This is a genomic window from Pseudomonas anuradhapurensis, from assembly GCF_014269225.2.
In the GTDB taxonomy this organism is placed as follows: domain Bacteria; phylum Pseudomonadota; class Gammaproteobacteria; order Pseudomonadales; family Pseudomonadaceae; genus Aquipseudomonas; species Aquipseudomonas anuradhapurensis.
In genome coordinates this window covers 810,123-833,815 of the sequence record NZ_CP077097.1, presented here as the reverse complement: position 1 = coordinate 833,815, position 23,693 = coordinate 810,123, and the positions used below count along the sequence as shown (strand labels likewise).

At 65.4% G+C, this 23,693-nt stretch carries 20 protein-coding genes; 7 read left to right on the top strand and 13 right to left on the bottom strand.

Going from position 1 to position 23,693, the window contains the following annotated elements; genetic code table 11:
• Positions 1–6: 6 nt before the first annotated feature.
• The 11 genes from HU763_RS03815 to ehuR form a co-directional block, all read right to left on the bottom strand.
• Positions 7–1,104, bottom strand: coding sequence for an AI-2E family transporter (locus HU763_RS03815; protein ID WP_186689161.1), 1,098 nt, complete (start codon positions 1,102–1,104; stop codon positions 7–9).
• 38 nt (positions 1,105–1,142) lie between these two features.
• A complete protein-coding gene (locus tag HU763_RS03810; RefSeq protein WP_186689164.1) occupies positions 1,143–2,339 on the bottom strand; it encodes a monovalent cation:proton antiporter-2 (CPA2) family protein in 1,197 nt (398 codons plus the stop codon).
• Positions 2,340–2,374: 35 nt separating this feature from the next.
• Positions 2,375–3,193, bottom strand: coding sequence for a polyphosphate kinase 2 (ppk2, locus tag HU763_RS03805; RefSeq protein ID WP_186689167.1), 819 nt, complete (start codon positions 3,191–3,193; stop codon positions 2,375–2,377).
• A 214-nt stretch (positions 3,194–3,407) separates the two neighbouring features.
• On the bottom strand, positions 3,408–4,028 hold the full coding sequence (ycaC, locus tag HU763_RS03800) for an isochorismate family cysteine hydrolase YcaC (RefSeq protein ID WP_010951959.1): 621 nt from the start codon (positions 4,026–4,028) through the stop codon (positions 3,408–3,410).
• A gap of 127 nt (positions 4,029–4,155) precedes the next feature.
• A complete protein-coding gene (locus HU763_RS03795) occupies positions 4,156–5,541 on the bottom strand; it encodes an aspartate aminotransferase family protein (RefSeq protein ID WP_186689170.1) in 1,386 nt (461 codons plus the stop codon).
• 12 nt (positions 5,542–5,553) lie between these two features.
• Positions 5,554–7,020, bottom strand: a complete 1,467-nt coding sequence (locus HU763_RS03790) for an NAD-dependent succinate-semialdehyde dehydrogenase (RefSeq protein ID WP_186689173.1) — start codon at positions 7,018–7,020, stop codon at positions 5,554–5,556.
• A 36-nt stretch (positions 7,021–7,056) separates the two neighbouring features.
• A complete protein-coding gene (gene doeB, locus HU763_RS03785; protein WP_186689176.1) occupies positions 7,057–8,076 on the bottom strand; it encodes a N(2)-acetyl-L-2,4-diaminobutanoate deacetylase DoeB in 1,020 nt (339 codons plus the stop codon).
• Between the two features lie 3 nt (positions 8,077–8,079).
• Positions 8,080–9,270, bottom strand: a complete 1,191-nt coding sequence (gene doeA, locus HU763_RS03780) for an ectoine hydrolase DoeA (RefSeq protein WP_170028232.1) — start codon at positions 9,268–9,270, stop codon at positions 8,080–8,082.
• 37 nt (positions 9,271–9,307) lie between these two features.
• Complete coding sequence (locus HU763_RS03775; RefSeq protein ID WP_186689178.1) at positions 9,308–10,300, bottom strand: cyclodeaminase; 993 nt, start codon at positions 10,298–10,300, stop codon at positions 9,308–9,310.
• A gap of 32 nt (positions 10,301–10,332) precedes the next feature.
• On the bottom strand, positions 10,333–11,304 hold the full coding sequence (gene eutB / locus HU763_RS03770; RefSeq protein WP_186689181.1) for a hydroxyectoine utilization dehydratase EutB: 972 nt from the start codon (positions 11,302–11,304) through the stop codon (positions 10,333–10,335).
• 214 nt (positions 11,305–11,518) lie between these two features.
• Positions 11,519–12,913 (bottom strand): MocR-like ectoine utilization transcription factor EhuR, encoded by a 1,395-nt coding sequence (gene ehuR, locus HU763_RS03765; protein ID WP_170034030.1) that lies wholly within the window; start codon positions 12,911–12,913, stop codon positions 11,519–11,521.
• Between the two features lie 238 nt (positions 12,914–13,151).
• Here ehuR and ehuB point away from each other — a divergent pair, with 238 nt between their 5' ends.
• The 7 genes from ehuB (at position 13,152) to HU763_RS03730 (ending at position 20,009) form a co-directional block, all read left to right on the top strand.
• A complete protein-coding gene (gene ehuB, locus HU763_RS03760; RefSeq protein ID WP_186689183.1) occupies positions 13,152–14,006 on the top strand; it encodes an ectoine/hydroxyectoine ABC transporter substrate-binding protein EhuB in 855 nt (284 codons plus the stop codon).
• Positions 14,007–14,068: 62 nt separating this feature from the next.
• On the top strand, positions 14,069–14,728 hold the full coding sequence (ehuC, locus tag HU763_RS03755; protein WP_170028228.1) for an ectoine/hydroxyectoine ABC transporter permease subunit EhuC: 660 nt from the start codon (positions 14,069–14,071) through the stop codon (positions 14,726–14,728).
• Positions 14,725–15,381 carry an ectoine/hydroxyectoine ABC transporter permease subunit EhuD gene (gene ehuD / locus HU763_RS03750; RefSeq protein WP_170028227.1) on the top strand — a complete coding sequence of 219 codons (657 nt, stop codon included), beginning with the start codon at positions 14,725–14,727 and terminating at the stop codon, positions 15,379–15,381. The genes ehuC and ehuD overlap by 4 nt, the downstream gene beginning before the upstream one ends.
• A gap of 59 nt (positions 15,382–15,440) precedes the next feature.
• On the top strand, positions 15,441–16,235 hold the full coding sequence (gene ehuA, locus HU763_RS03745) for an ectoine/hydroxyectoine ABC transporter ATP-binding protein EhuA (RefSeq protein WP_186689424.1): 795 nt from the start codon (positions 15,441–15,443) through the stop codon (positions 16,233–16,235).
• 344 nt (positions 16,236–16,579) lie between these two features.
• Positions 16,580–16,969 (top strand): YybH family protein, encoded by a 390-nt coding sequence (locus HU763_RS03740; RefSeq protein WP_186689185.1) that lies wholly within the window; start codon positions 16,580–16,582, stop codon positions 16,967–16,969.
• 96 nt (positions 16,970–17,065) lie between these two features.
• Entirely contained in the window at positions 17,066–18,565 is a 1,500-nt protein-coding gene (locus HU763_RS03735; RefSeq protein WP_186689187.1) for a purine-cytosine permease family protein, read from the top strand.
• A gap of 13 nt (positions 18,566–18,578) precedes the next feature.
• On the top strand, positions 18,579–20,009 hold the full coding sequence (locus HU763_RS03730; RefSeq protein ID WP_186689188.1) for an aldehyde dehydrogenase family protein: 1,431 nt from the start codon (positions 18,579–18,581) through the stop codon (positions 20,007–20,009).
• Positions 20,010–20,141: 132 nt separating this feature from the next.
• Here HU763_RS03730 and HU763_RS03725 read toward each other — a convergent pair whose 3' ends face one another.
• Positions 20,142–22,553, bottom strand: coding sequence for a DUF3772 domain-containing protein (locus tag HU763_RS03725; RefSeq protein ID WP_186689190.1), 2,412 nt, complete (start codon positions 22,551–22,553; stop codon positions 20,142–20,144).
• A gap of 55 nt (positions 22,554–22,608) precedes the next feature.
• Entirely contained in the window at positions 22,609–23,661 is a 1,053-nt protein-coding gene (gene ada / locus HU763_RS03720; protein ID WP_186689192.1) for a bifunctional DNA-binding transcriptional regulator/O6-methylguanine-DNA methyltransferase Ada, read from the bottom strand.
• Between the last annotated feature and the right edge of the window lie 32 nt (positions 23,662–23,693).

The window sequence follows — 23,693 nt, the reverse complement described above, 5'->3', positions numbered from 1 at the left end:
CTTGGCTCAGGCGGTCGGCTCTGCGGGGTTTTCCGGCACCTGCAGCGCCACCCACTGCCAGAACAGCACATAGGTGACGCCGAGGATCACCGGGCCAATGAACAGGCCAATGATGCCTTTGACCACCATGCCACCGAGCGCGCCGATCAGTACCACTGGCATCGGCACATCCACCCCGCGCCCCAGCAGCAACGGTTTGAGCACGTTGTCGGCAAGCCCGGCGACGAAGGTGTAGATGGCGAATACGATGGTGGCCACGGTGAAGCCTTCGGCATTGAAGACATAGATGATCACCGGCACGGTGACCAGCGTGGCGGGTGCCTGGGCAATCCCCAGCATGAGGATGACGATGGCCAGCATCCCGGCACCTGGCACGCCCTTGACGACAAAGCCGACACCGATCAGCAACATCTGGATGAAGGCAATGCCGATCACCCCCTGGGCCACGGCCCGAATGGTGGCGGTGCACAGTTTGGCCAGGGGCTTGCCGCGCTCCTCGCCCGATACCCGCATGGCAATGCGCTGCGCGGCAATTTCGCCACGCTCACCGAAGGCCATGATGATGCCAGAGATGACGATCGCCGCGATGAACAGCAGGAACGCGCCCCCGGCGCTGGCAGCAGCCCCCAGCACCGTGCGCCCGGCGCCCTTGAGTTGCGGCATCCACTGGTTCAGCACACCGGCCATGTTTTCCGAAGCCGCCAGCCACAGGGCATGGACTTTCGGCCCGATCAGCGGCCAGGTGGCCACCGACTCAGGGGGTGGCGGCACGCTCCAGGCGCCGCTCTTGAGCAAGGTCACCAGGCTGTCCACCGATTCGCCGATGGACATCACCACCAGGTAGATCGGCACCAGCAGCACGACCAGTACCAGCACCACTACCAGGGTCGCCGAGAGCCCGTCCTTGAGCCCGGTGCGGCGCTGGACACGGCAATACAGCGGATACAGGGTCACTGCCAGGATCACCGACCACAGCATCAGTTCCAGGAACGGCTGGAACGTCTGGAAGGCAAACATCACCAGGGCAGCTATCAGGCCAGCCTTGATGAGCACATCGAGCAAGCCCCGCGACAGGCGGCTGTCCAGCTTGACACCCGGTTGCATGCTTCACCTCCGAACTTCAGCTGCGCCGTGTGGCGCGATCAGTGGCCCGTTTCAGGGCTTGCCTGGGCGGGGCTGGGGTCACGCAGTTGCCGCGCCAGGGCCATCATTACCAGGGGCACCACTGCCATCGACAAGGTGATGGCCAGCACCAACAGGTCGTGCACCTGCTGCGCCAGCACCTGGTGCTCCAGCGCCAGCTTGAACACCACGAAGGCAAACTCGCCGCCAGAGGCCAGCACCACGCCCAGGCACAGCGCCTGCGCCTGGTTGAGGCCACCGGCCGTACGCCCCAGGCCGTACAGCAGCGGCAGCTTTATGGCCACCAGCAATAGCGCCAGCCCCAACACCAGCAACGGCAGATCGAACAGCAGGCGCAGGTCGGCGCTCATGCCGACGCCGACGAAGAACAACCCCAGCAGCAAGCCTTTGAGCGGTTCGATCTGGGTCTCCAGCTCGTGCCGGAAAGGCGACTCGGCCATCAGCACGCCGGCGAGAAAGGCACCCAGGGCCATCGACACGCCCACATGCTCCATCACCCAGGCCGTGCCCAGCACCACCAGCAAAGCGGTAGCGGTCGACAGCTCGGGCAAACCCGAACCGACCGTCCACTTGAACACCGGGCTCAACAGATAGCGGCCAAACACGATCAACGTGCCAAGGCCGAGCGCCACCGCCAACAGCGGCCACGTGCCTTCGTCGGCGGTGCTGACATTGCCACCGAGCAGGGGCACCACGGCGATCAAGGGAATGGCAGCGATGTCCTGGAACAGCAGGATGGCCACGGCCAGCCGCCCGTGTGGCTTGCCGAGGTCCTTGCGCTCGGCCAGGACTTGCAGGCCGAACGCTGTCGAAGACAACGCCAGGCCCAGGCCCAGCACGATCGCTGCAGCCTTCGACTGGCCGAACGCGAAATACGCCAGCAGGCCCAGCGCGATGGCGGTCAGCCCTACCTGCAGCGAACCGACGCCAAACAGCGCCCGGCGCATGGTCCACAGGCGCTGCGGTGACAGCTCCAGGCCAATGACGAACAGCAGCATGACCACGCCCATTTCCGATAGCCGCGCCACGTTCTCGGGGTTGTCGAGCAGCCCGAGCACGGAGGGGCCGATGAGGATGCCGGCCAGCAGATAGCCCGGCACTGCCCCCATTTTCAGACGCTGCGCCAGCGGTACCAGAAGCACCACGGCCAGCAGGAACACCACCGTCGCCTGTAGCAGGCTGCCGTCATGTGGCATAGGTTTGCACCCTTGCTGCTCCCCGCAGGGAGGGATCAGAAACGCTCTTCGACCACTTTGAACGGGTAGGCAACGGCCTTGTACTTGCCGATCTTGCCGCGCTTGGGCAGCTTCACTACCTGGTCACGGGTTACGTCCTTGTAGGGAATACGTGTCAGCAAATGGCTGATGATGTTCAGACGGGCACGACGCTTGTCGTTGGAGTTGGCCATGAACCAGGGCGCCCAGGACGAATCGGAGGCGGCGAACATGTCATCGCGGGCGCGGGTGTAGTCATCCCAGCGGGTGTAGGATTTGAGGTCCATCGGCGACAGCTTCCACAGTTTGCGCCCGTCGTTGATGCGGTCCTGCAAACGCCGGGTCTGCTCCTCGGCGCTGACCTCCAGCCAGTATTTGATGAGGATGATCCCGGACTCGACCATCAACTTTTCAAACAGCGGCACCACGGTGAGGAACTTGCTGCTCTGCTCCTCGGTACAGAAGCCCATTACCCGCTCGACGCCGGCACGGTTGTACCAGCTGCGGTCAAAGATCACCACCTCTCCCGCAGCGGGTAGATGGCCCAGGTAGCGTTGCACGTACATCTGGGTCTTTTCCCGCTCGGTCGGTGCCGGCAGCGCCACCACGCGGAATACCCGTGGGCTGACCCGCTCGGTAATGGCTTTGATGGTGCCGCCCTTGCCAGCGCCGTCGCGGCCTTCGAAGACAATGCAGACCTTCAGGCCCTGGGCCACCACCCACTCCTGCAGTTTTACCAGCTCCACATGCAGGCGCTTGAGTTCCTTCTCGTACGCCTTGCTGCCCAGTTTTTCCGGTAGATCGAGGGTGGTTTTTTTCCTGGACGGCTTCGACATGGCGCTCTCCTGAGGCGATTGAAGAGTCAGTATGGTCGATCCATGGCGATTTGCCGCTTCGCTTGTAGTTTCCCCAGGATTGGCTTCCAGCCGATTGATTTGTGGGTGTTCAGCTGACTGTGGGAGCGGTTTTAGCCGCGGATGCGTCAGTGAAGCGAGCGCAGCATTGGCGGGTGAACCCGTCCCCACAGGGTGTGTAGTGGCTGTGAGGTGGCTACTTGGCCAGCTTGTTGTAGCTGGTCATCAGGTTGCGGTAGTCCGGAATATGGTTGGAGAACAGGGTGCCCAGCCCTTCGATGTCGTTGCGCCAGTCGCGATGCAGCTCGCAGGCCACGCCGAACCAGGTCATCAACTGCGCCCCGGCTGCCTCCATGCGCCGCCAGGCCGAGTCACGGGTCAGTTCGTTGAAGGTCCCGGAGGCGTCGGTGACGACGAACACCTCGAAGCCCTCCTCCAGCGCCGACAGTGCCGGGAAGGCCACGCACACTTCGGTGACCACACCGGCAATCAGCAACTGCTTCTTGCCGGTGGCCTTGACCGCCTTGACGAAATCCTCGTTGTCCCAGGCATTGATGTTGCCCGGGCGGGCGATGTACGGGGCGTCGGGGAACTGCTCTTTGAGCTCGGGGACCAGCGGGCCGTTGGGGCCGGTTTCGAAACTGGTGGTGAGGATGGTCGGCAGCTTGAAGTACTTGGCCAGGTCCGACAGGGCCAGCACATTGTTCTTGAAACGGTCGGGGTCGATATCCCTCACCAGCGAGAGCAGGCCGGTCTGGTGATCGACCAGCAGCACCGCTGCGTTGTTCTTGTCCAGACGCTTGTATTGGAAGGCCATGACGGATCTCCTTGCTTCGGCAGGTTGGGAATATCAGCGTAGGCAAGGATCAGCCGCAGGGAATACCGCCAGTCGGTTCGCCCGGGGCGCCGGCAATGGGGCCGCCGCGCGCGGCCCCGGCACGGCTTCAGCCAAGCACCTTGGCAGACACCTCGTCGACCGCCGCCTTGGTAATGGCAACGATCTGCTCGGCATCCGCCTGGGTCAGCACCAACGGTGGGGCAAAACCGAGGATGTCGCCATGTGGCATGGCCCGCGCGATCATGCCGCGTTCAAGGCATGCTGCCGACACCTGCGGCCCGACTTTCAGCGCCGGGTCGAATGCCGTGCGGGCATCGCGGTCAGCCATGAACTCGACCGCGCAGAGCATGCCGTCACCGCGCACTTCACCGACCAGCGGGTGGCCTTCGAAGGTTTCGCGCATGCGCCGGTTGAGGTACGCCCCCACCACTTCGGCATTCCCGGTCAGGTTCTCGCGCTCGAGAATATGCAGGTTGGCCAGCGCCGCCGCCGCGCAGATCGGGTGCCCCGAGTAGGTCCAGCCGTGGCCCATCGGGCCAGCCTTCTGCGAGCCCTCGTCGATCACGTTCCACACCTTCTCGCCAACGATCACCGCCGACAGCGGCGCATAGGCGCTGGTCAGGCCCTTGGCGGTGGTGATCAGGTCCGGTCGGATGTCGTAACGCTGGCTGCCCATCTTCGACCCCAGGCGGCCGAACGCGCAGACCACTTCGTCGGCGATCAGCAGCACATCGTAGCGATCGAGCACGGCCTGGATCGCCTTCCAGTAACCCTTGGGCGGCACGATGATGCCACCGGTACCCATCAGCGGCTCGCCAATGAACGCGGCGACGGTGTCGGGGCCTTCGGCAAGGATCAACTGCTCCAGCTGATCGGCGCAGTACTGCACGAACGCCTGCTCGTCCATGCCCGCTGGCGCCTTGCGGTACCAGTGCGGGCAGACCGTGTGCCGCACGCCCTCCACCGGCAGGTCGAAATGCTGGTGGAAGCTGGGCAGGCCGGTGAGGCTGCCGGTCATGATCCCCGAGCCGTGGTAGCCGCGGTCGCGGGAGATGATCTTCTTCTTGCCTGGGCGGCCGAGGATGTTGTTGTAGTAGCGCACCAGCTTGACCTGGGTCTCGTTGGCATCGGACCCCGACAGGCCGTAGTAGACCTTCTTCATGCCTGCCGGCGCCCAGTCGATGATGCGCCTGGAAAGCTCGATGATTGCCTCGGTCGAGTGGCCGACGTAGGTGTGGTAGTACGCCAGCTCCGTGGCCTGGCGGTGGATGGCGTCGGCGACCTCGGTACGGCCGTAGCCGATATTCACGCAATACAGCCCGGCGAAGGCGTCGATCAACTCGCGGCCTTCATGGTCACGCAGGCGGATGCCCTCGGCACCGGTAATGATCCGGCCCTTGAGCGCGCCGCTGGCGTGATCGTGGGCGTGGGTCGAAGGGTGCATGAAGTGGGCGCGGTCCTGTTCGAACAGCTGGCTGAAATCTTGGCTCATGGCAAACACTCCTTAGAACTGACCGTGGTGGTGCAGGCAAACGTATTTGGTCTCGACGAAGGGCTCGAAGCCTTCGCTACCGCCCTCGCGGCCCAGGCCGGAAGCCTTCATGCCGCCGAACGGGATGGGGTGGCCGGTGAACTTGACGCCGTTGATCGCCACCATCGCGTGGTCGAGGCGGCGCACCAGCGGGTGCACCACATCGAGGCGATTGCCGACGATATAGGCCGCCAGGCCGTACTCGGTGTCGTTGGCCAGAGTGATGGCCTGCTCCAGCGTGTCGAACGGCATGACCCCGGCAATCGGCGCGAAGTTTTCTTCCTGGTAGATGCGCATCGCCGGGGTCACATCGGCCAACACCGTCGGCTGGAAGAACCAGCCTCCCAGCGCATGCCCTTCGCCGCCGACCAGCCGCCGCGCGCCACGCTGCAGGGCGTCCTCGACCCGGGCCTGGGTGGCATCGAAGGCGGCCTGGTGCATCAGCGGGCCGACCTCTGCCGTCGTTGCCTCGCCATCGACCATGGCCGGGCCAACCTTCAGCGCCCGTACCGCTTCGGCGAAGCGCGCCAGGAAGGCTTCGTACAGCGGCCGTTGCACCATGATCCGGTTGGCAGCGCAGCAGTCCTGGCCAGAGGTCTGGAACTTGGCCGCCACGGCCACCCGCACGGCCAGTTCGAGGTCGGCATCGGCGCAGACGATGAACGGTGCATTGCCGCCCAGTTCCAGCGCCACTTTCTTCACATCCTGCGCCGCGGCCTGCAGCACCAGCTTGCCGACCCGGGTCGAGCCGGTGAAGCTGACCGCCCGCACCCGGCTGTCGCGGACCAGGGTTTCCATGACCATCTGCGGCTCGCCGATGACCACGTTGAACACCCCCGGCGGGAAGCCGGCGTCCTCCGCCAGCTGGGCCAGGGCCAGCGCCGAAAACGGCGTCTCATGGGCCGGCTTGACCACCACGCTGCAGCCGGCAGCCAACGCTGCAGCCGCCTTGCGAGTGATCATGGCGCTGGGGAAGTTCCAGGGAGTGAGCAGTGCGCAGACGCCGACAGGCTCCTTCAGCGTGCTCAGCTGCGCGCCAGGAATATGGCTGGGGATGGTCTGCCCGTTGAGGCGCCGGGCCTCTTCGGCAAACCAGGGGATGAAGCTTGCCGCATAGGCGATCTCGCCGCGTGCTTCGGCCAGCGGCTTGCCCTGCTCGGTACTGAGGATGCGCGCCAGCGCTTCCTGATGCTCCAGCATCAGCTCGGCCCAGCGCCGCAACAGCGCGGCGCGGCTATCCAGGCTCTGCTGGCGCCAGGCGGCAAAGGCCTGCTGCGCAGCATCCACCGCAGCGACGATCTGCTCGTGCTCGAGCAGCGGCACATGGCCGATGACCTGGCGGCTGGCCGGGTCATGCACGGCGATGCTGTTGCCGCTATTGCTGTGCAGCCATTGGCCATCGACGTAGCACAGGCTGTTGAATGGGTAGTGGTGTGACATGACTGTTCTCCATACCTCGTTGTCGTGGCGCCCGCTTCAGGCCAGTACGTCGGCGATCACCGCCAGGGTGTCGCCACACTGCACCAGCCCGGGGAAGTGCCGGGCGGTGAGCAGGCCCGTTCGCCTGGCGCGATATTCGACCGGGGCGCTGCCGGTGCGGCGGATGTCATGGATTCGCGCGATCACTTCGCCCTGGCTGACCGTCTCGCCCAGGTCGCGACACATCTCCAGCAGGCCGTCGTGCTCGCTGGCGATGAAGCAGTCGCCATCGGGCATGTCGAGCAGGGTGGTCTCGCCCTGCTCTCTTTCGCCCGCGAGGATGCCGGCGTGAATCAGCAGGTTGCGCACACCGCGTTCGGCCAGGGCCACGCTTTTTGCCGTGGAGGTGCCGCCACCGCCCAGCTCGGTGGTGACGAACACCTTGCCCTGCTCCTCCGCCGCGGTGTCGTACATGGCCTGCGCATCCAGCTCGAGCATGCGCATGCTGTAGGGCGCGGCGAAGGCCAGCATGGCGGCTTCACAGCGGGCCTGCTGGGCCTTGTCGGCCAGTACATGGCAAGCGGCGAACGGCAGGAAGTCGAGGGTGCGGCCACCGGAATGGATGTCCAGCACGATATCGGCCAACGGCAGCAAGGTGCGGCGGAAGTAATCGGCGATCTTTTCCGTCACGCTGCCATCCGCGCGGCCCGGGAAGCTGCGGTTGAGATTGCCGCGGTCGATTGGCGAGGTGCGGGTACCGGCGTGGAACGCCGGCGTGTTCATGAACGGCACGATGATCACCCGCCCGCGCACCTGCCCGGCCTGCAGTTGCTGGGCCAGCTTGCTCAGCGCCACCGGGCCCTCGTATTCGTCGCCGTGGTTGCCGCCGGTGAGCAAGGCGGTCGGGCCGTTGCCATTGCGGACCACCGTCAGCGGGATCATCACCGCGCCCCAGGCCGAGTCGTCACGCGAGTACGGCAGCTTGAGAAAACCGTGCTGCACGCCGTCCTGCTCGAAGTCCAGGTTACAGCCGATGGGATTGGCCACCGAGGTGGCGGCCTGTGCGATCGCATTCATGGGTCAGTCCTTCACGAACAGCTGGCGCGGCACGTTGCACAGGGTCTCGACCCCGGTCTCGGTGATGAGGATGCTTTCGGTGATTTCCAGGCCCCAGTCGTCCATCCACAGCCCCGGCATGAAGTGGAAGGTCATGCCCGGTTGCAACACGCTGGTGTCGCTCGGGCGCAGGCTCATGGTCCGCTCGCCCCAGTCTGGCGGATAGCTGATACCGATCGGGTAGCCACAGCGGCTGTCCTTGTGGATGCCGAACTTCTCCAGCACGCCGAAGAACGCCCGGGCGATGTCACCGGTGGTGTTGCCCGGCCGCGCGGCATCGAGGCCGGCCGCAATGCCTTCGACCACCGCCTTTTCGCCGTCGAGGAAATGCTGCGGCGGCTTGCCCAGGTAAACCGTGCGCGACAGCGGGCAGTGGTAGCGCTTGTAGCAGCCGGCGATCTCGAAGAAGGTACCGGCGCCCCGGGCAAAGGGTGAATCGTCCCAGGTCAGGTGCGGCGCACTGGCGTCCGCGCCGGTCGGCAACAGCGGCACGATCGCCGGGTAGTCGCCGCCGTGGCCATCGACACCGAGGATGCCGCTGCGGTAGATCTCGGCCACCAGCTCGTTCTTGCGCATGCCGGGCTCGATACGTTCGAGGATGCACCCGTGCATCTTCTCGACGATGCGTGCGGCAATGCGCATGTACTGGATTTCCTGCGGCGACTTGACCGCCCGTTGCCAGTTGACCAACCCGGCGGCATCGCTGAAACGCGCCTGCGGCAAGTGCTTGCACAGGGCCTGGTAGGCCGCCGCGCTGAAGTAGTAGTTGTCCATCTCCACGCCAATGCTCAGGCCGCCCCAGCCCTTGGCCAGAATCACTTCCTGGCACAGGTAGTCCATCGGGTGGCGCTCGCGTGACTGCACGTAGATGTCCGGGTAGCCAACGATGTTGTCGTGCTGCATGAACACCGTGCGCTTGGCACCGTTGGCGTCCTGCCCGCGGCCGAACCAGATCGGCTCGCCGTCGAGCGCCAGCAGCACGCACTGGTGCACGTAGAACGACCAGCCGTCATAGCCGGTAAGCCAAGCCATGTTCGAGGGATCGGTGACCAGCAACAGCTCCAGGCCCTGCGCCTGCATGGCGCTGCGGGTCCTGGCCAGGCGCTGGGCGTACTCCTGCCGGCTGAACGGCAGGTTGACCACTGTCTGTGACATACGGGTGCCCTTCTTGTGAGTGGGTTGCTAAAAGGTGTCAGCTGTGAAACGCCAGGCCTTTGTTGGCAGCGACTGCGCGTTCGAAGGCAAGGTTGGCGATGGCGGTGTCCTGGGCCCCGGTGCCGGTCAGGTCGCACAGGGTGACCTCTTCGGCGTGCACGCGGCCCGGTTGCAGGCCGGCGATGACCTGGCCCAGTTCGGCAAGCATGGCCTGGTCGTCGAGCGTGCCGGCGCGCAAGGCGTGGTGCAGCTCGCCCAGGACGCGGGTCTGGCTCAGGCGGTCGGCGACGTAGCGATCGACCAGGGCCAGTGCGCTTGGCGCGATTTCGTTCTTGTGCTCGGCATCCGAGCCCATGGCGGTGATGTGCAGCCCCGGTTGCAGGTGCTGCGGCTGGATCAGCGGCTCGCGGCTGGGCGTGCAGGTAATGGCGATGTCCACCGCCTGCATGGCCTGGTCGACACTGGCGCAGGCCTGCACTTGCAACTGCCCGTCGCGCCCCAGGTCATCACACAAGGCTGCGGTCTTCTGCGCATCGCGGCCCCACACCCTGACCTGCGCGATCGGCCGCACCAGGCGCAGTGCCTGCAATTGCAGGCGGGCCTGTTCGCCGCTGCCGATCAGGGCCACGCTGCGGCTGTCTGGCCGCGACAGCCAGCGAGCGGCCACCGCACCGGCTGCGGCAGTGCGCACGGCGGTGAGGTAGCCGTTGTCGAGCAGCAAGGCATCCAGCAGGCCAGTGCGCGCCGACAACAGCATCATCATGCCGTTGAGGCTGGGCAGGCCAAGCCTGGGGTTGTCGAAGAAACCCGGGCTGACCTTGATCGCGAAGCGCTCCAGCCCCGGCAGGTAGGCGGTCTTCACGTCCACTTCGCCATTGTGCTCGGGTATATCCAGGCGCAGGATCGGCGGCATCGCCACCTTGGCCGTGGCGAGCAGGGCAAAGGCCTGTTCGATGGCATCGACCGCGGCGCGATCGAGGGTGATGCAGCTACGCAGGTCGGCTTCGCTGAGCAAGGTGATGGCCGGCATTCGAATACCTCCAGGGCAGGGAAACGTGGGTTTCAGGCGTCGCCGCCATTGAGCACGCGCAGGTGTTGTGCGCTGTCGACATTGCGCCCGCTGAGCACCACCACCACCGGGCCACGGGCCGGCACCAGGCCGTCGAGCAGCGCCGCGATACCCACTGCGCCGGCGCCTTCGAGTACCAGGCGTTCGTGCTGGTAGGCGTGGCGCATGGCATTGGCGATCGACCCTTCCGGCAACAGGTGCAGCTGGTCGAGCAGCCGTTGGGTCATGCTCAGGGTGTGCTGGTTGCCCAGGCCGATACCACCGCCGAGCGAGTCGGCCAGGGTCGGCAACTCCTCGATCTCGACCGGCCGGCCGGCTTGCAGGCTGGCGTGCATCGCGGCGCCGCGCTGCATGCTGATGCCGTGGGTGGTAATCGCCGGGTTGATGCTTTTCAGGGCCAGCGCCACACCGGCGAACAGGCCGCCACCGGAGAGCGGCACCAGCACCTGCGCCACCTCGGGCAACTGCTCGATGATTTCCACGCCCAAGGTGCCTTGGCCGGCGATGACCTGGGGGTGGTCGAAGGGTGGAACCAGGGTTGCGCCCTGTTGCTCGGCATACTGTTGCGCGGCGTGCTGGGCGTCGTCCTGGGAATGGCCGACGATACACACCTCGGCACCCAGGTCGCGGATGGCCTGGACCTTGTTGCCCGGTACCCGTTGCGAAAGAAATACGGTCGCCTTCACGCCCAGTTGAGCTGCCGCATGGGCCACTGCCCGGCCGTGATTACCAGTGGAGGCGGTAACCACGCCGCAAGCGCGTTGTTCGGCATTGAGCGCAGCAATGGCATTGCTGGCCCCGCGCAGCTTGAAGCTGCCGGTGGTCTGCAGCGCTTCGAGTTTCAGGTAGACCGGCGCGCCCAGGTGGCGTGACAGGCTGGGTGAAAGCTCCAGCGGCGTGTTGCGCACCAGACCGTGGATGCGCTGGCGAGCAAGGTAGATATCGTGGAGCGAGAGCGCTGACATGACCGGGACCCAACCAGTGAGCTGATGTTGGGCGGAGTGTATGAGGCGAAAATTGTCGTGATGAATGTACTAGGGCAATTTGCCGGGGAATTTGTTTTTGCCTGTACCGGCCTCTTCGCGGGTAAACCCGCTCCCACAGGTTCCGTACGAGGTGCATAAAGTGCGCTGTTCCTGTGGGAGCGGGTTTACCCGCGAAGAGGCCGGTACAGGCAGCTCAAAGTTCGTGAATCTGCGGATACTGCCCGAACAACTCCCGCATATCGCCCAGCGCCTGGCGCAGCTTGGCCTCGGAACACTCGGCGCCTACGCACAAACGCACGGCCCGTGGCCGCGGCGTGCCACGCACGAGGAACGGCTCTGGCGGCGTCACGGCAATCTGCCGGCGGCGCAAGGCGCGTACCAGGCTGTCCACCTCCCAGCGCTCGGGAATGTTCAGCCATGCCCCCAGGGCATGGGCATGCTGACCGCGCAGGTACTCGCCCAGATACTCGCGCAGCAATGCCTGGCGCTTGCCCAGCAACTCGCGCTGCAATTCCACCAGCTGCAGGGCGCGCCCGTCGTTGATCCAGCGCGCAGCGATTTCCGCCACCAGCGGCGTGGCCATCCAGCTGTTCACCCGCAGGATGCTCTCGGTGCGCAAAGCCAGGCGCTTGGGCATCACCAGGTAGCCCACGCGCAGGCCGGTCAACACCGACTTGGTCATGCTGGTGCAATAGAACGACAGCTCCGGTGCATAGGCACTGAGCGGCCGTGCATGGCGCCCGCCGAGCAGCGGCCCGTACACATCATCCTCGATGATGTGTACGCCGAAACGCCGGGCAATTGCAGCAATCTCCTGGCGCCGGCTGTCGGGCATCAGGCTGACGGTGGGGTTGTTGAGGTTGGGGGTGCACACCAGTGCGGTGACCCGCTCGTTGCTGCAGATGTCCTCGAAATGTTCCGGGTTGATACCTTCGCGGTCCATTTCCAGGCCTTTCAGGGTAAACCCGAGCACCTGGGAATTGCCGATCACGCCGTGGTCGGTCAGCCCTTCGCAAAGCACCACGTCATCCGGCCCGGCCAGTGACGCCAGGGCCAGGAAAATAGCGTGGGCGGCACCGTTGGTGACCAACACATCGTCGCGCTCCACCTGCATGCCCAGGCCGTCGAGCCAGCGTACCGCCGCCTCGCGGTGGCTCTCGAAACCGGCGATCGGCCGGTAGGCGTGGATCCACGGCTGCTCCTCCTCCACGGCCAGCTCGGCGCAGGTGTCGCGCCAAATGCGCTCATGCACCTGGGTATGGAGGATGCGGGTGATGGAGAAGTCGACCAGGGTGCGCTCGGGCAGGTCGATGATGTCGTCCGACACACGGTCACTCATGCGTCGGCTGACGAAACTGCCACGGCCGATCTCGCAGCGCACCAGCCCTTGACGCTCCAGCTCCTTGTAGGCGTTGGTCACGGTCTGCACGCTGATACCCAAGGCGTCGGCCACCTGGCGCTGCGGTGGCAGGCGCTGGTCGTGCACCAGCACGCCACGCTCGATCTCGCCGGTAACCGCCTGCACCAGAATCTTGTACTTGGACTCGCCGATGCGCGCGGCATCCAGGGCTGCCTTCCAACTGTGCATCATGATCTTCGCTTCGCTTGCCGGGCCAGGACACAGCATCTCCCGGACAAGCGCCTCGGGCAATTGTCCTAGTGCAATGCCACCGCCGTTTCAGCTTTTGTATGCTCGGCCCAAGGTCGACCACCCGCTGCCTGGCAGCCTCGAACAAACGACCGAGCCTGCGTTCGCTGTTTTGCTCCACTGCCTCCTAACACAGAGCCGTCGGCGACGGTTTTTATAACAAACAGGAGATTCATTGATGAGCCAGCCGTTCAACATCCCACGCCCGTTCCAACGCCTGCTGATGGCCTGCGCCACCAGCGCCGTGCTCACCAGCGCCCAGGCCGCCAGCCTGGACGAGATCAAGGCGAGCAGCCACATCCGCATCGGCTACGCCAACGAAACCCCGTTCGCCTTCACCGAGACCGATGGCCGGGTAACCGGGGAATCGCCGGAAATCGCCAAGGTCATCTTCGCCAAGATGGGCATCCAACAGGTCGATGGCGTGCTCACCGAGTGGGGCTCGCTGATTCCCGGCTTGCGGGCCGGGCGCTTCGATGTGATTGCCGCCGGCATGTACATCACCCCGGCGCGCTGCAAGCAAGTGATCTTCACCGACCCGCAATACGCCCTGCCCGACACCCTGTTGGTGGCCCAGGGTAATCCGAAGAACCTGCACAGCTACGCCGACATCGCCAAGAACCCGGAGGTGAAGCTGGCGATCATGGCTGGCACGGTCAACCTCGCCTATGCCCGCGACTCCGGGGTCGAGGACGCGCAGATCCTCCAGGTGCCGGACACCACCGCCCAGCTGCAGGCCGTGCGCGCCGGCCGCGCCGATGCTGCCGTCGGTACCCAGCTGACCATGAAGGGCCTGGCGAAAAAAGGCGGCGACAAGGTCGAGGCGATCAGCGATTTCAGCGACGACCCGGCCCATACCGGTTACGGCGCGCTGGCCTTCCGCCCGGAAGACAAAGCCCTGCGCGATGCAGTGAACGCCGAGCTGAAAAAGTGGCTGGGCAGCGAGGAGCACCTGCAGACCGTCGCGCCGTTCGGCTTCGACCGCAACAACGTGACGGACAAGACCGCCGCCGAGCTGTGTGCCCAGCAGTGAATCGAGGTGGCATGGCGCTTGCCGTGCCATTCCCTGTGTAATCCGCTTATTCAGGTCGAACCATGGGTGAATTGATACCGTTGTTGTTGCAAGGCGCCTGGATCACCGTCCAGGTCACCTTCTTCGGCTCGCTGCTGGCCATCGTCGCCGCGATCCTCGCCGCGCTTGGCCGACGCTCGTCGTGGCGGCCACTGAGCTGGCTGTGCGTGGCCTATATCGAAGTGTTCCGCGGCACCTCGTTGCTGGTGCAGTTGTTCTGGCTGTTCTTCGTGTTGCCATTGCCACCGTTCAATCTGGAACTCAGCGCCTACACGGTGGCCATCGTCGGCCTCGGGCTGCATATCGGTGCCTACGGCGCCGAAGTGATGCGCGGGGCGATCAGCTCGGTGGCCAAGGGGCAGTACGAAGCCTGCACGGCATTGAACATGCCCGCCGCCATCCGCTTTCGGCGCATCATCCTGCCGCAGGCTTTGCTGGCGGCCATCGCGCCGGGTACCAACCTGCTGATCGAACTGCTGAAGAACACCTCGCTGGTGTCGCTGATCACCCTGTCGGACCTGAGCTTCCGCGCCCGCCAGCTGGACCAGGCGACGTTCCAGACCCTGGAGATCTTCAGCCTTACCCTGCTGCTGTATTTCATCCTGGCGCAGGTCATCAACCTGCTCATGCGCCGGGTCGAACGGCGCCTGGGGCGTGGTCGCCTGCGGGGGAGCCTGTCATGAATGTCTGGGACTGGAACTATGTTGCGCAGATCCTGCCCGACCTGCTGCAGGCATCGCTGAAAACCCTGGGCATCACCGTTGCCGGCTTCCTCATCGCGGTCGTGCTCGGCCTGTTCCTGGCGATCGCCCGGCGCAGCCGCCAGGCCTGGCTGTCATGGCCGGTGGCAGTGCTGATCGAGTTCATCCGCAGCACGCCGTTGCTGATCCAGGTGTACTTCCTCTACTACGTGCTGCCCAACTACGGCGTCAACATGACCGCCATGCAGGCCGGCATCATCGGTATCGGCCTGCACTACGCCTGCTACCTGGCCGAGGTATACCGCGGCGGCCTGGATTCGGTCGCACGCAGCCAGTGGGAGGCGGTGGTCGCGTTGAACTTCGCACCGTGGACCGCCTACCGGGTGGTCATCCTGCCCCAGGCGATCCGGCCGATCCTGCCGCCGCTGGGCAATTACCTGATCGCCATGCTCAAGGACACCCCGGTGCTGTCGGCCATTACCGTGGTGGAAATCATGCAGCAGGCCAAGAACGTCGGCTCGGAAAGCTTCCGCTACCTCGAGCCGATCACCCTGGTCGGCCTGTTCTTCCTGGCCTTGAGCGTCGCTCTGGCCTACCTCGTGCGGCGCCTTGAAGTGCGCCTGGAGCTCCGCTGATGATCGCGCCTGTGACCCACCTCGCAACCGCAACTACCCCCCTGCCGTTGGACACCGCCATGCCCACACCGGCCATCGCCCAACCCATCGTCAGCTTCAAGGACGTGACCAAGCGCTACGGCAACTTCACCGTGCTCGATGGCCTCAACCTGGATGTCGCCCCCGGCGAGAAGGTGGCGATCATCGGCCCCAGCGGCTCGGGCAAGTCGACCTTGCTGCGCGTGCTGATGACGCTGGAAGGCATCGACCAGGGCATGATCGAAGTCGATGGCGAATCGCTCACCCACATGCCCGGGCGCAACGGCGCGCTGGTCACCGCCAGCGAGCGCCATGTGCGCAAGGTGCGGGCGAAGATCGGCATGGTGTTCCAGAGTTTCAACCTGTTCCCGCACATGAGCGCCTTGCAGAACGTGATCGAGGCCCCGGTGCAGGTGCTCGGGGTCAAGCCGGCCGAAGCGCGCGAGCGGGCTGCCGAGCTGCTGGAGATGGTTGGCCTGGGCAACAAGTTCGAGCACTACCCCTCGCAGTTGTCCGGCGGCCAGCAACAGCGCGTGGCGATTGCCCGGGCGTTGGCGATGCGGCCCAAGGTGATGCTGTTCGACGAAGTCACCTCGGCGCTGGACCCGGAACTGTGCGGCGAGGTACTGAACGTGATCCGTCGGTTGGGCAGCGAGCACAACCTGACCATGCTGATGGTCACGCACCAGATGGGCTTTGCCCGCGAGTTCGCCGACCGGGTGTGCTTCTTCTACAAGGGGCAGATCCATGAACAGGGGACGCCGACGCAGATCTACGAGAACCCGCAACAGGAACGTACCCGGGCGTTTCTCAGCGCCGTGCGGGAGGCGAACTGAGCACGGGGCGCTGCGCACACTGCTTGCGAAACGACCAGCGCCGCCACGCCAGGCGGGGCAAGCAACCTGTAAACTGCGCTACCTGCTTCGCGGATAAATCCGCTCCTACACTTCGAATTGACGCTGCCTGTAGGAGCGGCTTCAGCCGCGATCACCGGCAACGCCGGTGCCATCCACCGCGTTGCCTGCTTCGCGGGCATGCCCTTTCCCACAGGGTCAACTGCGCGCATGCCACATCACTTCACGAATTTCTGAACTGATTATTTGCCGATAGCGATTTTTCCGCCCGCCGACCGCCACCAGAATCGCTTCACCATAATCACAAGAACCGTGAGGCCACTTCCGTGGACCAGACACTCCAGGTACGCCAAGCCGCCGCCGAGCTCGTTGCCGCGTTCGCCAGCAACGACACCGCCCGTTATTTCGCCTGCTTCAGCGAAGACGCCACCTTCCTGTTCCACACCTTGCCACAGCCCCTGCTGTCACGCCGTGCCTACGAAGAACTGTGGGCGCAGTGGCAGGCCGACGGCTTTGCCGTGCTCGCCTGCGAATCCGGCAATGCCCAGGTCAGCCTGCAAGGCGATGTGGCGATCTTCATGCATGACGTGGCCACGCACATCCGCAATGCCGGTGAAGAGCACCAGCTAAGCGAACGCGAGACCATCGTGTTCCGCCGCCACGGCGCCCAATGGTTGGCGTGCCACGAGCACCTGTCGGTCGTGTCCTCGGGCTGACCTGCATTTTTCCTGCGGCCTTGCCGCCCTGCCATCGCACCCACAAGAAGGCCCGCGCACCGCGCCGGCCCACAACAACCGCGCTGGAGCATCACCATGAGCCACTCGACCGCTATCGAGACCAACGGCGTCGAACAGATCCCTGACGATCAACGCGACGCCTCCCCGCTGGACCTGTTCCGCCTGATCTTCGGCGGTGCCAATACCTTTGCCACGGCGGTGCTGGGCAGCTTCCCGGTACTGTTCGGGCTGTCGTTCCAGGCCGGGGTATGGGCGATCCTGCTTGGCGTCGGCGTAGGCGCCCTGATCCTTGCACCGATGGGCCTGTTCGGTGCACTCAACGGCACCAACAACGCGGTGTCGTCGGGCGCGCATTTTGGCGTGCACGGGCGCATCGTCGGCTCGTTCCTGTCGCTGCTCACGGCGGTGGCGTTCTTCTCGCTGTCGGTATGGAGTTCGGGCGACGCCCTGGTGGGCGGTGCCAAGCGCCTGGCTGGCCTGCCGGAAACCGACCTGACCCTAGGCCTGGCCTATGGCCTGTTCGCGGTCCTGGTGCTGGTGGTGTGCATCTTCGGCTTCCGCTTCATGCTGTGGGTCAACAAGGTGGCCGTGTGGGCTTCGAGCCTGCTGTTCCTGCTCGGCATCGTCGCCTTCGCCGGGCCGTTCGATGCCGGTTATGCCGGCAGCGTCAACCTCGGCCAGGCGGGCTTCTGGGCGGCATTCGTCGGCGCGGCGATCCTGGCCATGAGCAACCCGGTGTCGTTCGGCGCGTTCCTCGGCGACTGGTCGCGCTACATCCCGCGAGCAACGCCCAAGGCGCGCATCATGCTGGCGGTGATCGCGGCCCAGGGCGCGACGCTGATCCCGTTCCTGTTCGGCCTGTGCACGGCCACGCTGGTAGCGACCCAGGCCCCCGACTACATCGCCGCCAACAACTACGTCGGTGGCCTGCTGGCAGTGGCGCCCAGCTGGTTCTTCCTGCCGGTGTGCCTGATCGCCGTGATCGGCGGCATGTCCACCGGCACCACCGCGCTGTATGGCACCGGCCTGGACATGTCCAGCGTGTTCCCGCGCCTGCTCAGCCGCGCCGGTGCCACCCTGCTGATCGGGGTGCTGGCGATCGGCTTCATCTTCATCGGCCGCTTCACCTTCAACCTGGTGCAGAGCGTGTCGACCTTTGCCGTGCTGATCATCACCTGCACCAGCCCGTGGATGGTGATCATGATCCTTGGCCTGGTCACCCGCCGCGGCTTCTACCATGCCGATGACCTGCAGGTGTTCACCCGTGGCCAGCGCGGCGGCCACTACTGGTTCCTGCATGGCTGGAACTGGCGCGGCATGGGGGCGTGGATCCCCAGCGCGGCAGTCGGCCTGTGCTTCGTCAACCTGCCAGGGCAGTTCGTCGGCCCGCTGGGTGACCTGGCTGGCGGCATCGACCTGAGCCTGCCGGTCACCCTGGGCTTGGCCGGTGTGCTGTACCTGGCACTGCTCAACCTGTTCCCCGAACCTGCTGGCGTGTATGGCCCCCAGGGCCCGCGTTGGGTGCGTTGCAAAAGCGCCGCGCATACGCCGGTAACCACTGCCGAAATGGCCTGACTGGAAACTGACCATGACCACTTCCCATTACATCGCCGGCCGCTGGGTCGAAGGCCAGGGTAGCGATTGCATCAGCGTCAACGACCCTGCGCTGGGGCAACCGTTCGCCGAACTGATGGCAGCCAGCGCCGCCCAGGTCGACCAGGCCGTGGCCGCCGCCCGTGGTGCCCTGCCCGCCTGGAAAGCCACCAGCGCCGGCGAGCGCGCAGGCTACCTGCGCGGCTTTGCCGAGCAACTGGGCCAGCGCCGCGAAGCGCTGATCAGCGTGCAGATGCGCAACAACGGCAAGCCGCGCCACGAGGCGGAAATCGACCTGGATGATGCCATTGCCACGTTCAACTACTACGCCGAGCTGGCCGCGCAACTTCCGTCGAAAAACCGTGAGGTCCCCCTGGCCGCCCCGGGTTTCACGGCACGCACCCGCCTGGAGCCGGTGGGTGTAGTCGGCCTGATCGTGCCGTGGAACTTCCCGCTGGTGACCAGCGCCTGGAAGCTCGCCCCGGCTTTGGCAGCGGGCTGCACGGTGGTGCTCAAGCCCTCGGAAGTCACCCCGCTGGTCGAACAGGCCTACGGCCAGATCGCCGATGCCCTGGGCCTGCCCGCCGGGGTGCTGAATATCGTCAACGGCAAGGCCGAGACCGGCGCCGCACTGAGCAACCACACTGGCCTGGACAAGCTGTCCTTCACCGGCAGCAACAGCGTCGGTAGCCAGGTGATGCGCAGCGCGTCGGCGCAATGTCGGCCAGTGACGCTGGAGCTGGGCGGCAAGTCGGCGATCGTGGTGTTCGATGATTGCGATGTCGACCAGGCGGTGGCATGGATTGTCGCCGGCATCACCTGGAACGCCGGGCAGATGTGTTCGGCCACGTCGCGGTTGCTGGTGCAGGACGGCATTGCCGATGCGCTGCTGCCACGCTTGCAGGCGGCCCTGGACAACCTGCGGGTGGGCAACCCGCTGACCGAAGAGGTCGACATGGGGCCGCTGACCAGCCAGGCGCAGTGGCTGAAGGTGGCCAGCTACTTTGCCACGGCGCGGGAAGAAGGTCTGCAGTGCCTGGCCGGTGGCAGGGCGCTGGACCGGGACGGCTGGTTCGTCAGCCCGACGTTGTATGCCGATGTGCCGAAGGACAGCCGCTTGTGGACCGAGGAGATTTTCGGCCCGGTGCTCTGCGCGCGTCGCTTCGCTACCGAGGAACAGGCGATTGCCGAAGCCAACGACAGCCGTTTCGGGCTGGTGGCGACGGTGTGCTCTACCGACCTGGCGCGTGCCGAGCGGGTGGCCGATGCACTTGAGGTTGGCCATGTGTGGATCAACTCGGTGCAGGCGGTGTTCGTCGAGACTTCGTGGGGCGGCACCAAGGGCAGCGGGATCGGGCGCGAGTTGGGGCCATGGGGGTTGTCGGCGTATCAGTCGGTCAAACATGTGACGCGGTGTTTGGGCTAGATTTCTGGGGCCGCTCTGCGGCCCGCTCGCGACACAAGGCCGCTCCTACAGGGAATGCGCAGTCCATGTGCTGGCGCGATACCTGTAGGAGCGGCCTTGCGTCGCGATGGGCTGCACAGCAGCCCCCGGCATTCACACCGTCTCGTCAGCCGACCGCGCGCTTTCTTGCAGCAGTACCATGCTCTGCGGCGAAGACAAGGCAATACCTTCGGCACGCAAGCGCCCAAGGATGGTGAACAGCAGATCGCTGCGAGTACCCGACACCTGCCGCGGCCCCGCCACGTAACCACTCACGCCAATCACCATGCCACTGCTGGTCAGGTCCTTGAACGACACGGAAGTGGCCGGCGCATCCAGAATCGCCTCATGCTCCTGGTACGCCGCCAACAGCAGCTCACGCACGCGGTTGGCATCGGTCTCCAGCGGCAAGGTCAGGGTGATGCCGACCACGCCCAGCGCATTGCCCATGGTCACGTTGCGCACGTTCTGGGAAATGAACTGCGAGTTGGGCACGATCACCGTCGAACGGTCGGACATCTGGATCTCGGTAGCACGCACGTTGATGCGGCGAATGTCACCTTCGACACCGGCCAGGCTGACCCAGTCACCCACCTTCACCGGGCGCTCGGTCAGCAGGATCAGGCCGGAGATGAAGTTCTGCACGATCTGCTGCAGGCCGAAACCAATACCCACCGACAGGGCACTGACCACCCAGGTCAGGCTGGTGAGGTTGATGCGCAAGGTCGACATCACCAGCATGGCCAGGAAGATGAAGCCCAGGTAACCCACCAGGGTGACCAACGAGGCGCGCATGCCAGCGTCCATGTCGGTTTCCGGCAGCAGGCGCTCACTCAGCCAGCGCTTGACCACGCGGATGGCGAACAGCCCGCCGAAGAAAATCGCCAGCGCCAGCAGGATGTCCTGGGGCACGATGTTCAGGTTGCCGAGCAACTTGCCGCCGGTGCCGTCCCAGTCAGCCAGGCTCAGCAGCAGCTCGCTGGGGCTGGTGCCCGACGGCATCAGCGCCAGCAACAGCGCCAGGAACAGCACCACGGTACGGCCGATACCGGCAAGGATGGTGCTGGCCTGGGCCTGGTGACGAGGCGCCAGGCCCAGGGTCGAGGCCAGCGCCAGGCCACCGGGCTGACGCGGCGACAACAGGGTTTCGCACAGGTCGCCAAAGAACGTGGTCAGCAGGTAGGCACAGGTGATGACCAGGCTGACCCACAGCAACTTGCCAGTGAGGAAGTAGGCGAGCGTCAGGTAGCCGGCAAGCAGCGCCAGCAGGATCAGCGTCAGCCAGATCACCATCACGAACGGAATCAACCCGGCCAGGCCCGTGGGGCGCTCCAGGTCATGCTTGCGCAGGGTACGGCGGTAGCACAGCAGCGCACCGGCGAAGGTAAACGCCACCACCAGCGCGGTCAGACCGTTGACCGCCACGGTCAACGCCAGGCTGGCACCAATCACACTGTTGATGCGTTCCATGGTCATCATGACCATCAGCGCCAGCGCCAGGACCTTGGGGAACCAGCCCAGCGCGCTGGCCACTTCGTCATGGATCGGCGGCAGGCGCCAGGACGGCCGCTGGAGCATCAGCATGGCGCGGCCCAGGCCGGTGATGAAGGCGCTGAACACCACCAGGGCGAGCACATGGTTGGCCAGGCTGGCGATATCGGAGCCCAGTTCGGCGCTGCTCTCCAGCCCCCAACGCAGCAGCGAAACCGAGCCGGCGATGGTCCCCAGGGTTGCCAGGCTCACACTCAGCGCCAACGAACTGCGGCGCAGCCGGCCTTCCGGCAGCCAGCGGACCATGGCGCTGGCCAGCAGGCGCTCGAACACACGGCGGACCAGGGTCCAGACCAGGATGGCCGCCACCAGGCTGGTAATGAACAACCAGCGGTGCTCGACGCTGAAGGCACTGCCGATGGCATCGGCTGCCTCGCCACGCAGGTCGCGCAAGCGCGCCACATCGTCCTGGGTCGGGCGAATGATGCTCTGCCAGAACGCCGGGCTGAGCGGCGAGGCGGCGCGGCTGGTGATCTGCGAGTTGAACTGGCTGCGGCGCAGGTTGACGATCTGCGTGGACAGGTCGCGGGCCGACTGGGTCAGCTTGATGGCCTGGTCCTGCTGCGCCACCAGCGCCTTTTTCTCAGCTTCCAGTTCCTTGCGCTGCTGGGTCAGGGTGGCAGCCTCGTCCGGCTGGCGCGGGCCGATGACCTTGAGCTTGTCGTCGAGCTTTTCCACGTCGGCAGTGCGCAGGGCACTCAACGCATCGGCCTGGCGTTGCACCTGCACGGCGCCGAGGCGCAGTTGCGCCAGCAGGTCGTCGTTGGCCTCGCTGGTAACGCCCTGGCGGATCTGGTCCAGGCGCTCGCTCAGTTGCTCGATGCTGGCGTTTTCATCCAGCACGGGCGCTTCGGCGACCGCCAGGTTGGATAACGGCGTGGCCGGGGCCGACCAGGCAGGGTTGGCAAGAACCAGCATGAAGGCCATCAGGACCATCAGGCCTGGGCAGTAACGGGCAAGGCTGACACGCCTCATCGAATATTCCTCTTGCAATTCGATTTGGCGGGGGATTCTACGCGGCTTCAGGCGATCAGGAGAGTGCCGTTTCTCGCTTGAGCAGTTGCGCTTTGCGCGCCACGCCCCAGCGGTAGCCGCTGAGGTCGCCGTCGCGGCGCACCACCCGATGACAAGGGATCGCCACGGCAATGTGGTTGGCCGCGCAGGCCATCGCCACCGCGCGAACCGCCTTGGGCGCACCGATGCGCTCGGCGATCTCGGTGTAGCTGACCCGGCTGCCGGCCGGTACCTCGCGCAGGGCCTGCCATACCCGCTCCTGGAAGGCGGTGCCCTGCACATCCAGTGGCAGGGCCAGGCCCAATGATGGCGCTTCGACGAAGCCCACCACTTCGGCAACCAGCTGTTCGTAGGCGCTATCGCCACCGATCAGCCGGGCCTTGGGGAACTGGTCCTGCAGCTCCTGCAACAAGGCCTCGGGGTCGTCGCCCAGCAGGATCGCGCAGATGCCCTTCTCGCTCTGCGCCACCAGGATCGCGCCCAGGGAACATTGGCCAAGGGCGAAGTGAATGGTCGCCCCGGCACCACCGGCGCGGTATTGCCGCGGGCGCATGCCCAGGCGCTGCTCGGCGCTTTCGTAGAACCGGCTGTTGGAGTTGTAGCCAGCGTCGTAGATGGCATCGGTGACCGAACGCTGGCCATCCACCAGGTGCGCACGCAGGCGCCGGGCGCGGAAGGCCGTGGCGTAGGCCTTGGGGGTAAGGCCGGTTTCGGCCTTGAACAGCCGGTGCAGGTGGAACGGGCTGATCGCCAGCTCGGCGCTGAGCTGGTCCAGGCTGGGCGCGGGGTCGCAGGCTTCGATCAGGCGGCAGGCGCGGGTGACCAGCTGGCTATGGCGAGTGGGGCTGGTGGACGCGGTGCAACGTTTGCAGGCGCGGTAACCGGCCGCTTCGGCGGCGGCCGGGGTATCGTAGAACACGACATTGCTGCGCTTGGCCAGGCGTGACTTGCAGCCGGGCTGGCAATAGATGCCGGTGGTGCGTACGGCGTAGACGAAGTGGCCGCTGGCGGCGCGGTCACGGGATTCCACGGCTTGCCAGCGTTGCTCGGGGGTGGTGTAAAGGTTCATTAGTCAGTGTCCAGATAGGTTGTTGCCTGTGC

Excerpts from the sequence above, each read along its gene's own strand:
- HU763_RS03795 (WP_186689170.1), bottom strand. The coding sequence starts at position 5,541 with ATGAGCCAAGATTTCAGCCAGCTGTTCGAACAGGACCGCGCCCACTTC.
- HU763_RS03790 (WP_186689173.1), bottom strand. The coding sequence starts at position 7,020 with ATGTCACACCACTACCCATTCAACAGCCTGTGCTACGTCGATGGCCAA.
- HU763_RS03775 (WP_186689178.1), bottom strand. The coding sequence starts at position 10,300 with ATGCCGGCCATCACCTTGCTCAGCGAAGCCGACCTGCGTAGCTGCATC.
- ycaC (WP_010951959.1), bottom strand. The coding sequence starts at position 4,028 with ATGGCCTTCCAATACAAGCGTCTGGACAAGAACAACGCAGCGGTGCTG.
- ppk2 (WP_186689167.1), bottom strand. The coding sequence starts at position 3,193 with ATGTCGAAGCCGTCCAGGAAAAAAACCACCCTCGATCTACCGGAAAAA.
- HU763_RS03725 (WP_186689190.1), bottom strand. The coding sequence starts at position 22,553 with ATGAGGCGTGTCAGCCTTGCCCGTTACTGCCCAGGCCTGATGGTCCTG.
- ehuB (WP_186689183.1), top strand. The coding sequence starts at position 13,152 with ATGAGCCAGCCGTTCAACATCCCACGCCCGTTCCAACGCCTGCTGATG.
- eutB (WP_186689181.1), bottom strand. The coding sequence starts at position 11,304 with ATGTCAGCGCTCTCGCTCCACGATATCTACCTTGCTCGCCAGCGCATC.
- HU763_RS03735 (WP_186689187.1), top strand. The coding sequence starts at position 17,066 with ATGAGCCACTCGACCGCTATCGAGACCAACGGCGTCGAACAGATCCCT.
- ada (WP_186689192.1), bottom strand. The coding sequence starts at position 23,661 with ATGAACCTTTACACCACCCCCGAGCAACGCTGGCAAGCCGTGGAATCC.
- doeB (WP_186689176.1), bottom strand. The coding sequence starts at position 8,076 with ATGAATGCGATCGCACAGGCCGCCACCTCGGTGGCCAATCCCATCGGC.
- ehuR (WP_170034030.1), bottom strand. The coding sequence starts at position 12,913 with ATGCACAGTTGGAAGGCAGCCCTGGATGCCGCGCGCATCGGCGAGTCC.
- HU763_RS03730 (WP_186689188.1), top strand. The coding sequence starts at position 18,579 with ATGACCACTTCCCATTACATCGCCGGCCGCTGGGTCGAAGGCCAGGGT.
- ehuA (WP_186689424.1), top strand. The coding sequence starts at position 15,441 with ATGCCCACACCGGCCATCGCCCAACCCATCGTCAGCTTCAAGGACGTG.
- HU763_RS03810 (WP_186689164.1), bottom strand. The coding sequence starts at position 2,339 with ATGCCACATGACGGCAGCCTGCTACAGGCGACGGTGGTGTTCCTGCTG.
- ehuD (WP_170028227.1), top strand. The coding sequence starts at position 14,725 with ATGAATGTCTGGGACTGGAACTATGTTGCGCAGATCCTGCCCGACCTG.
- doeA (WP_170028232.1), bottom strand. The coding sequence starts at position 9,270 with ATGTCACAGACAGTGGTCAACCTGCCGTTCAGCCGGCAGGAGTACGCC.
- HU763_RS03815 (WP_186689161.1), bottom strand. The coding sequence starts at position 1,104 with ATGCAACCGGGTGTCAAGCTGGACAGCCGCCTGTCGCGGGGCTTGCTC.
- ehuC (WP_170028228.1), top strand. The coding sequence starts at position 14,069 with ATGGGTGAATTGATACCGTTGTTGTTGCAAGGCGCCTGGATCACCGTC.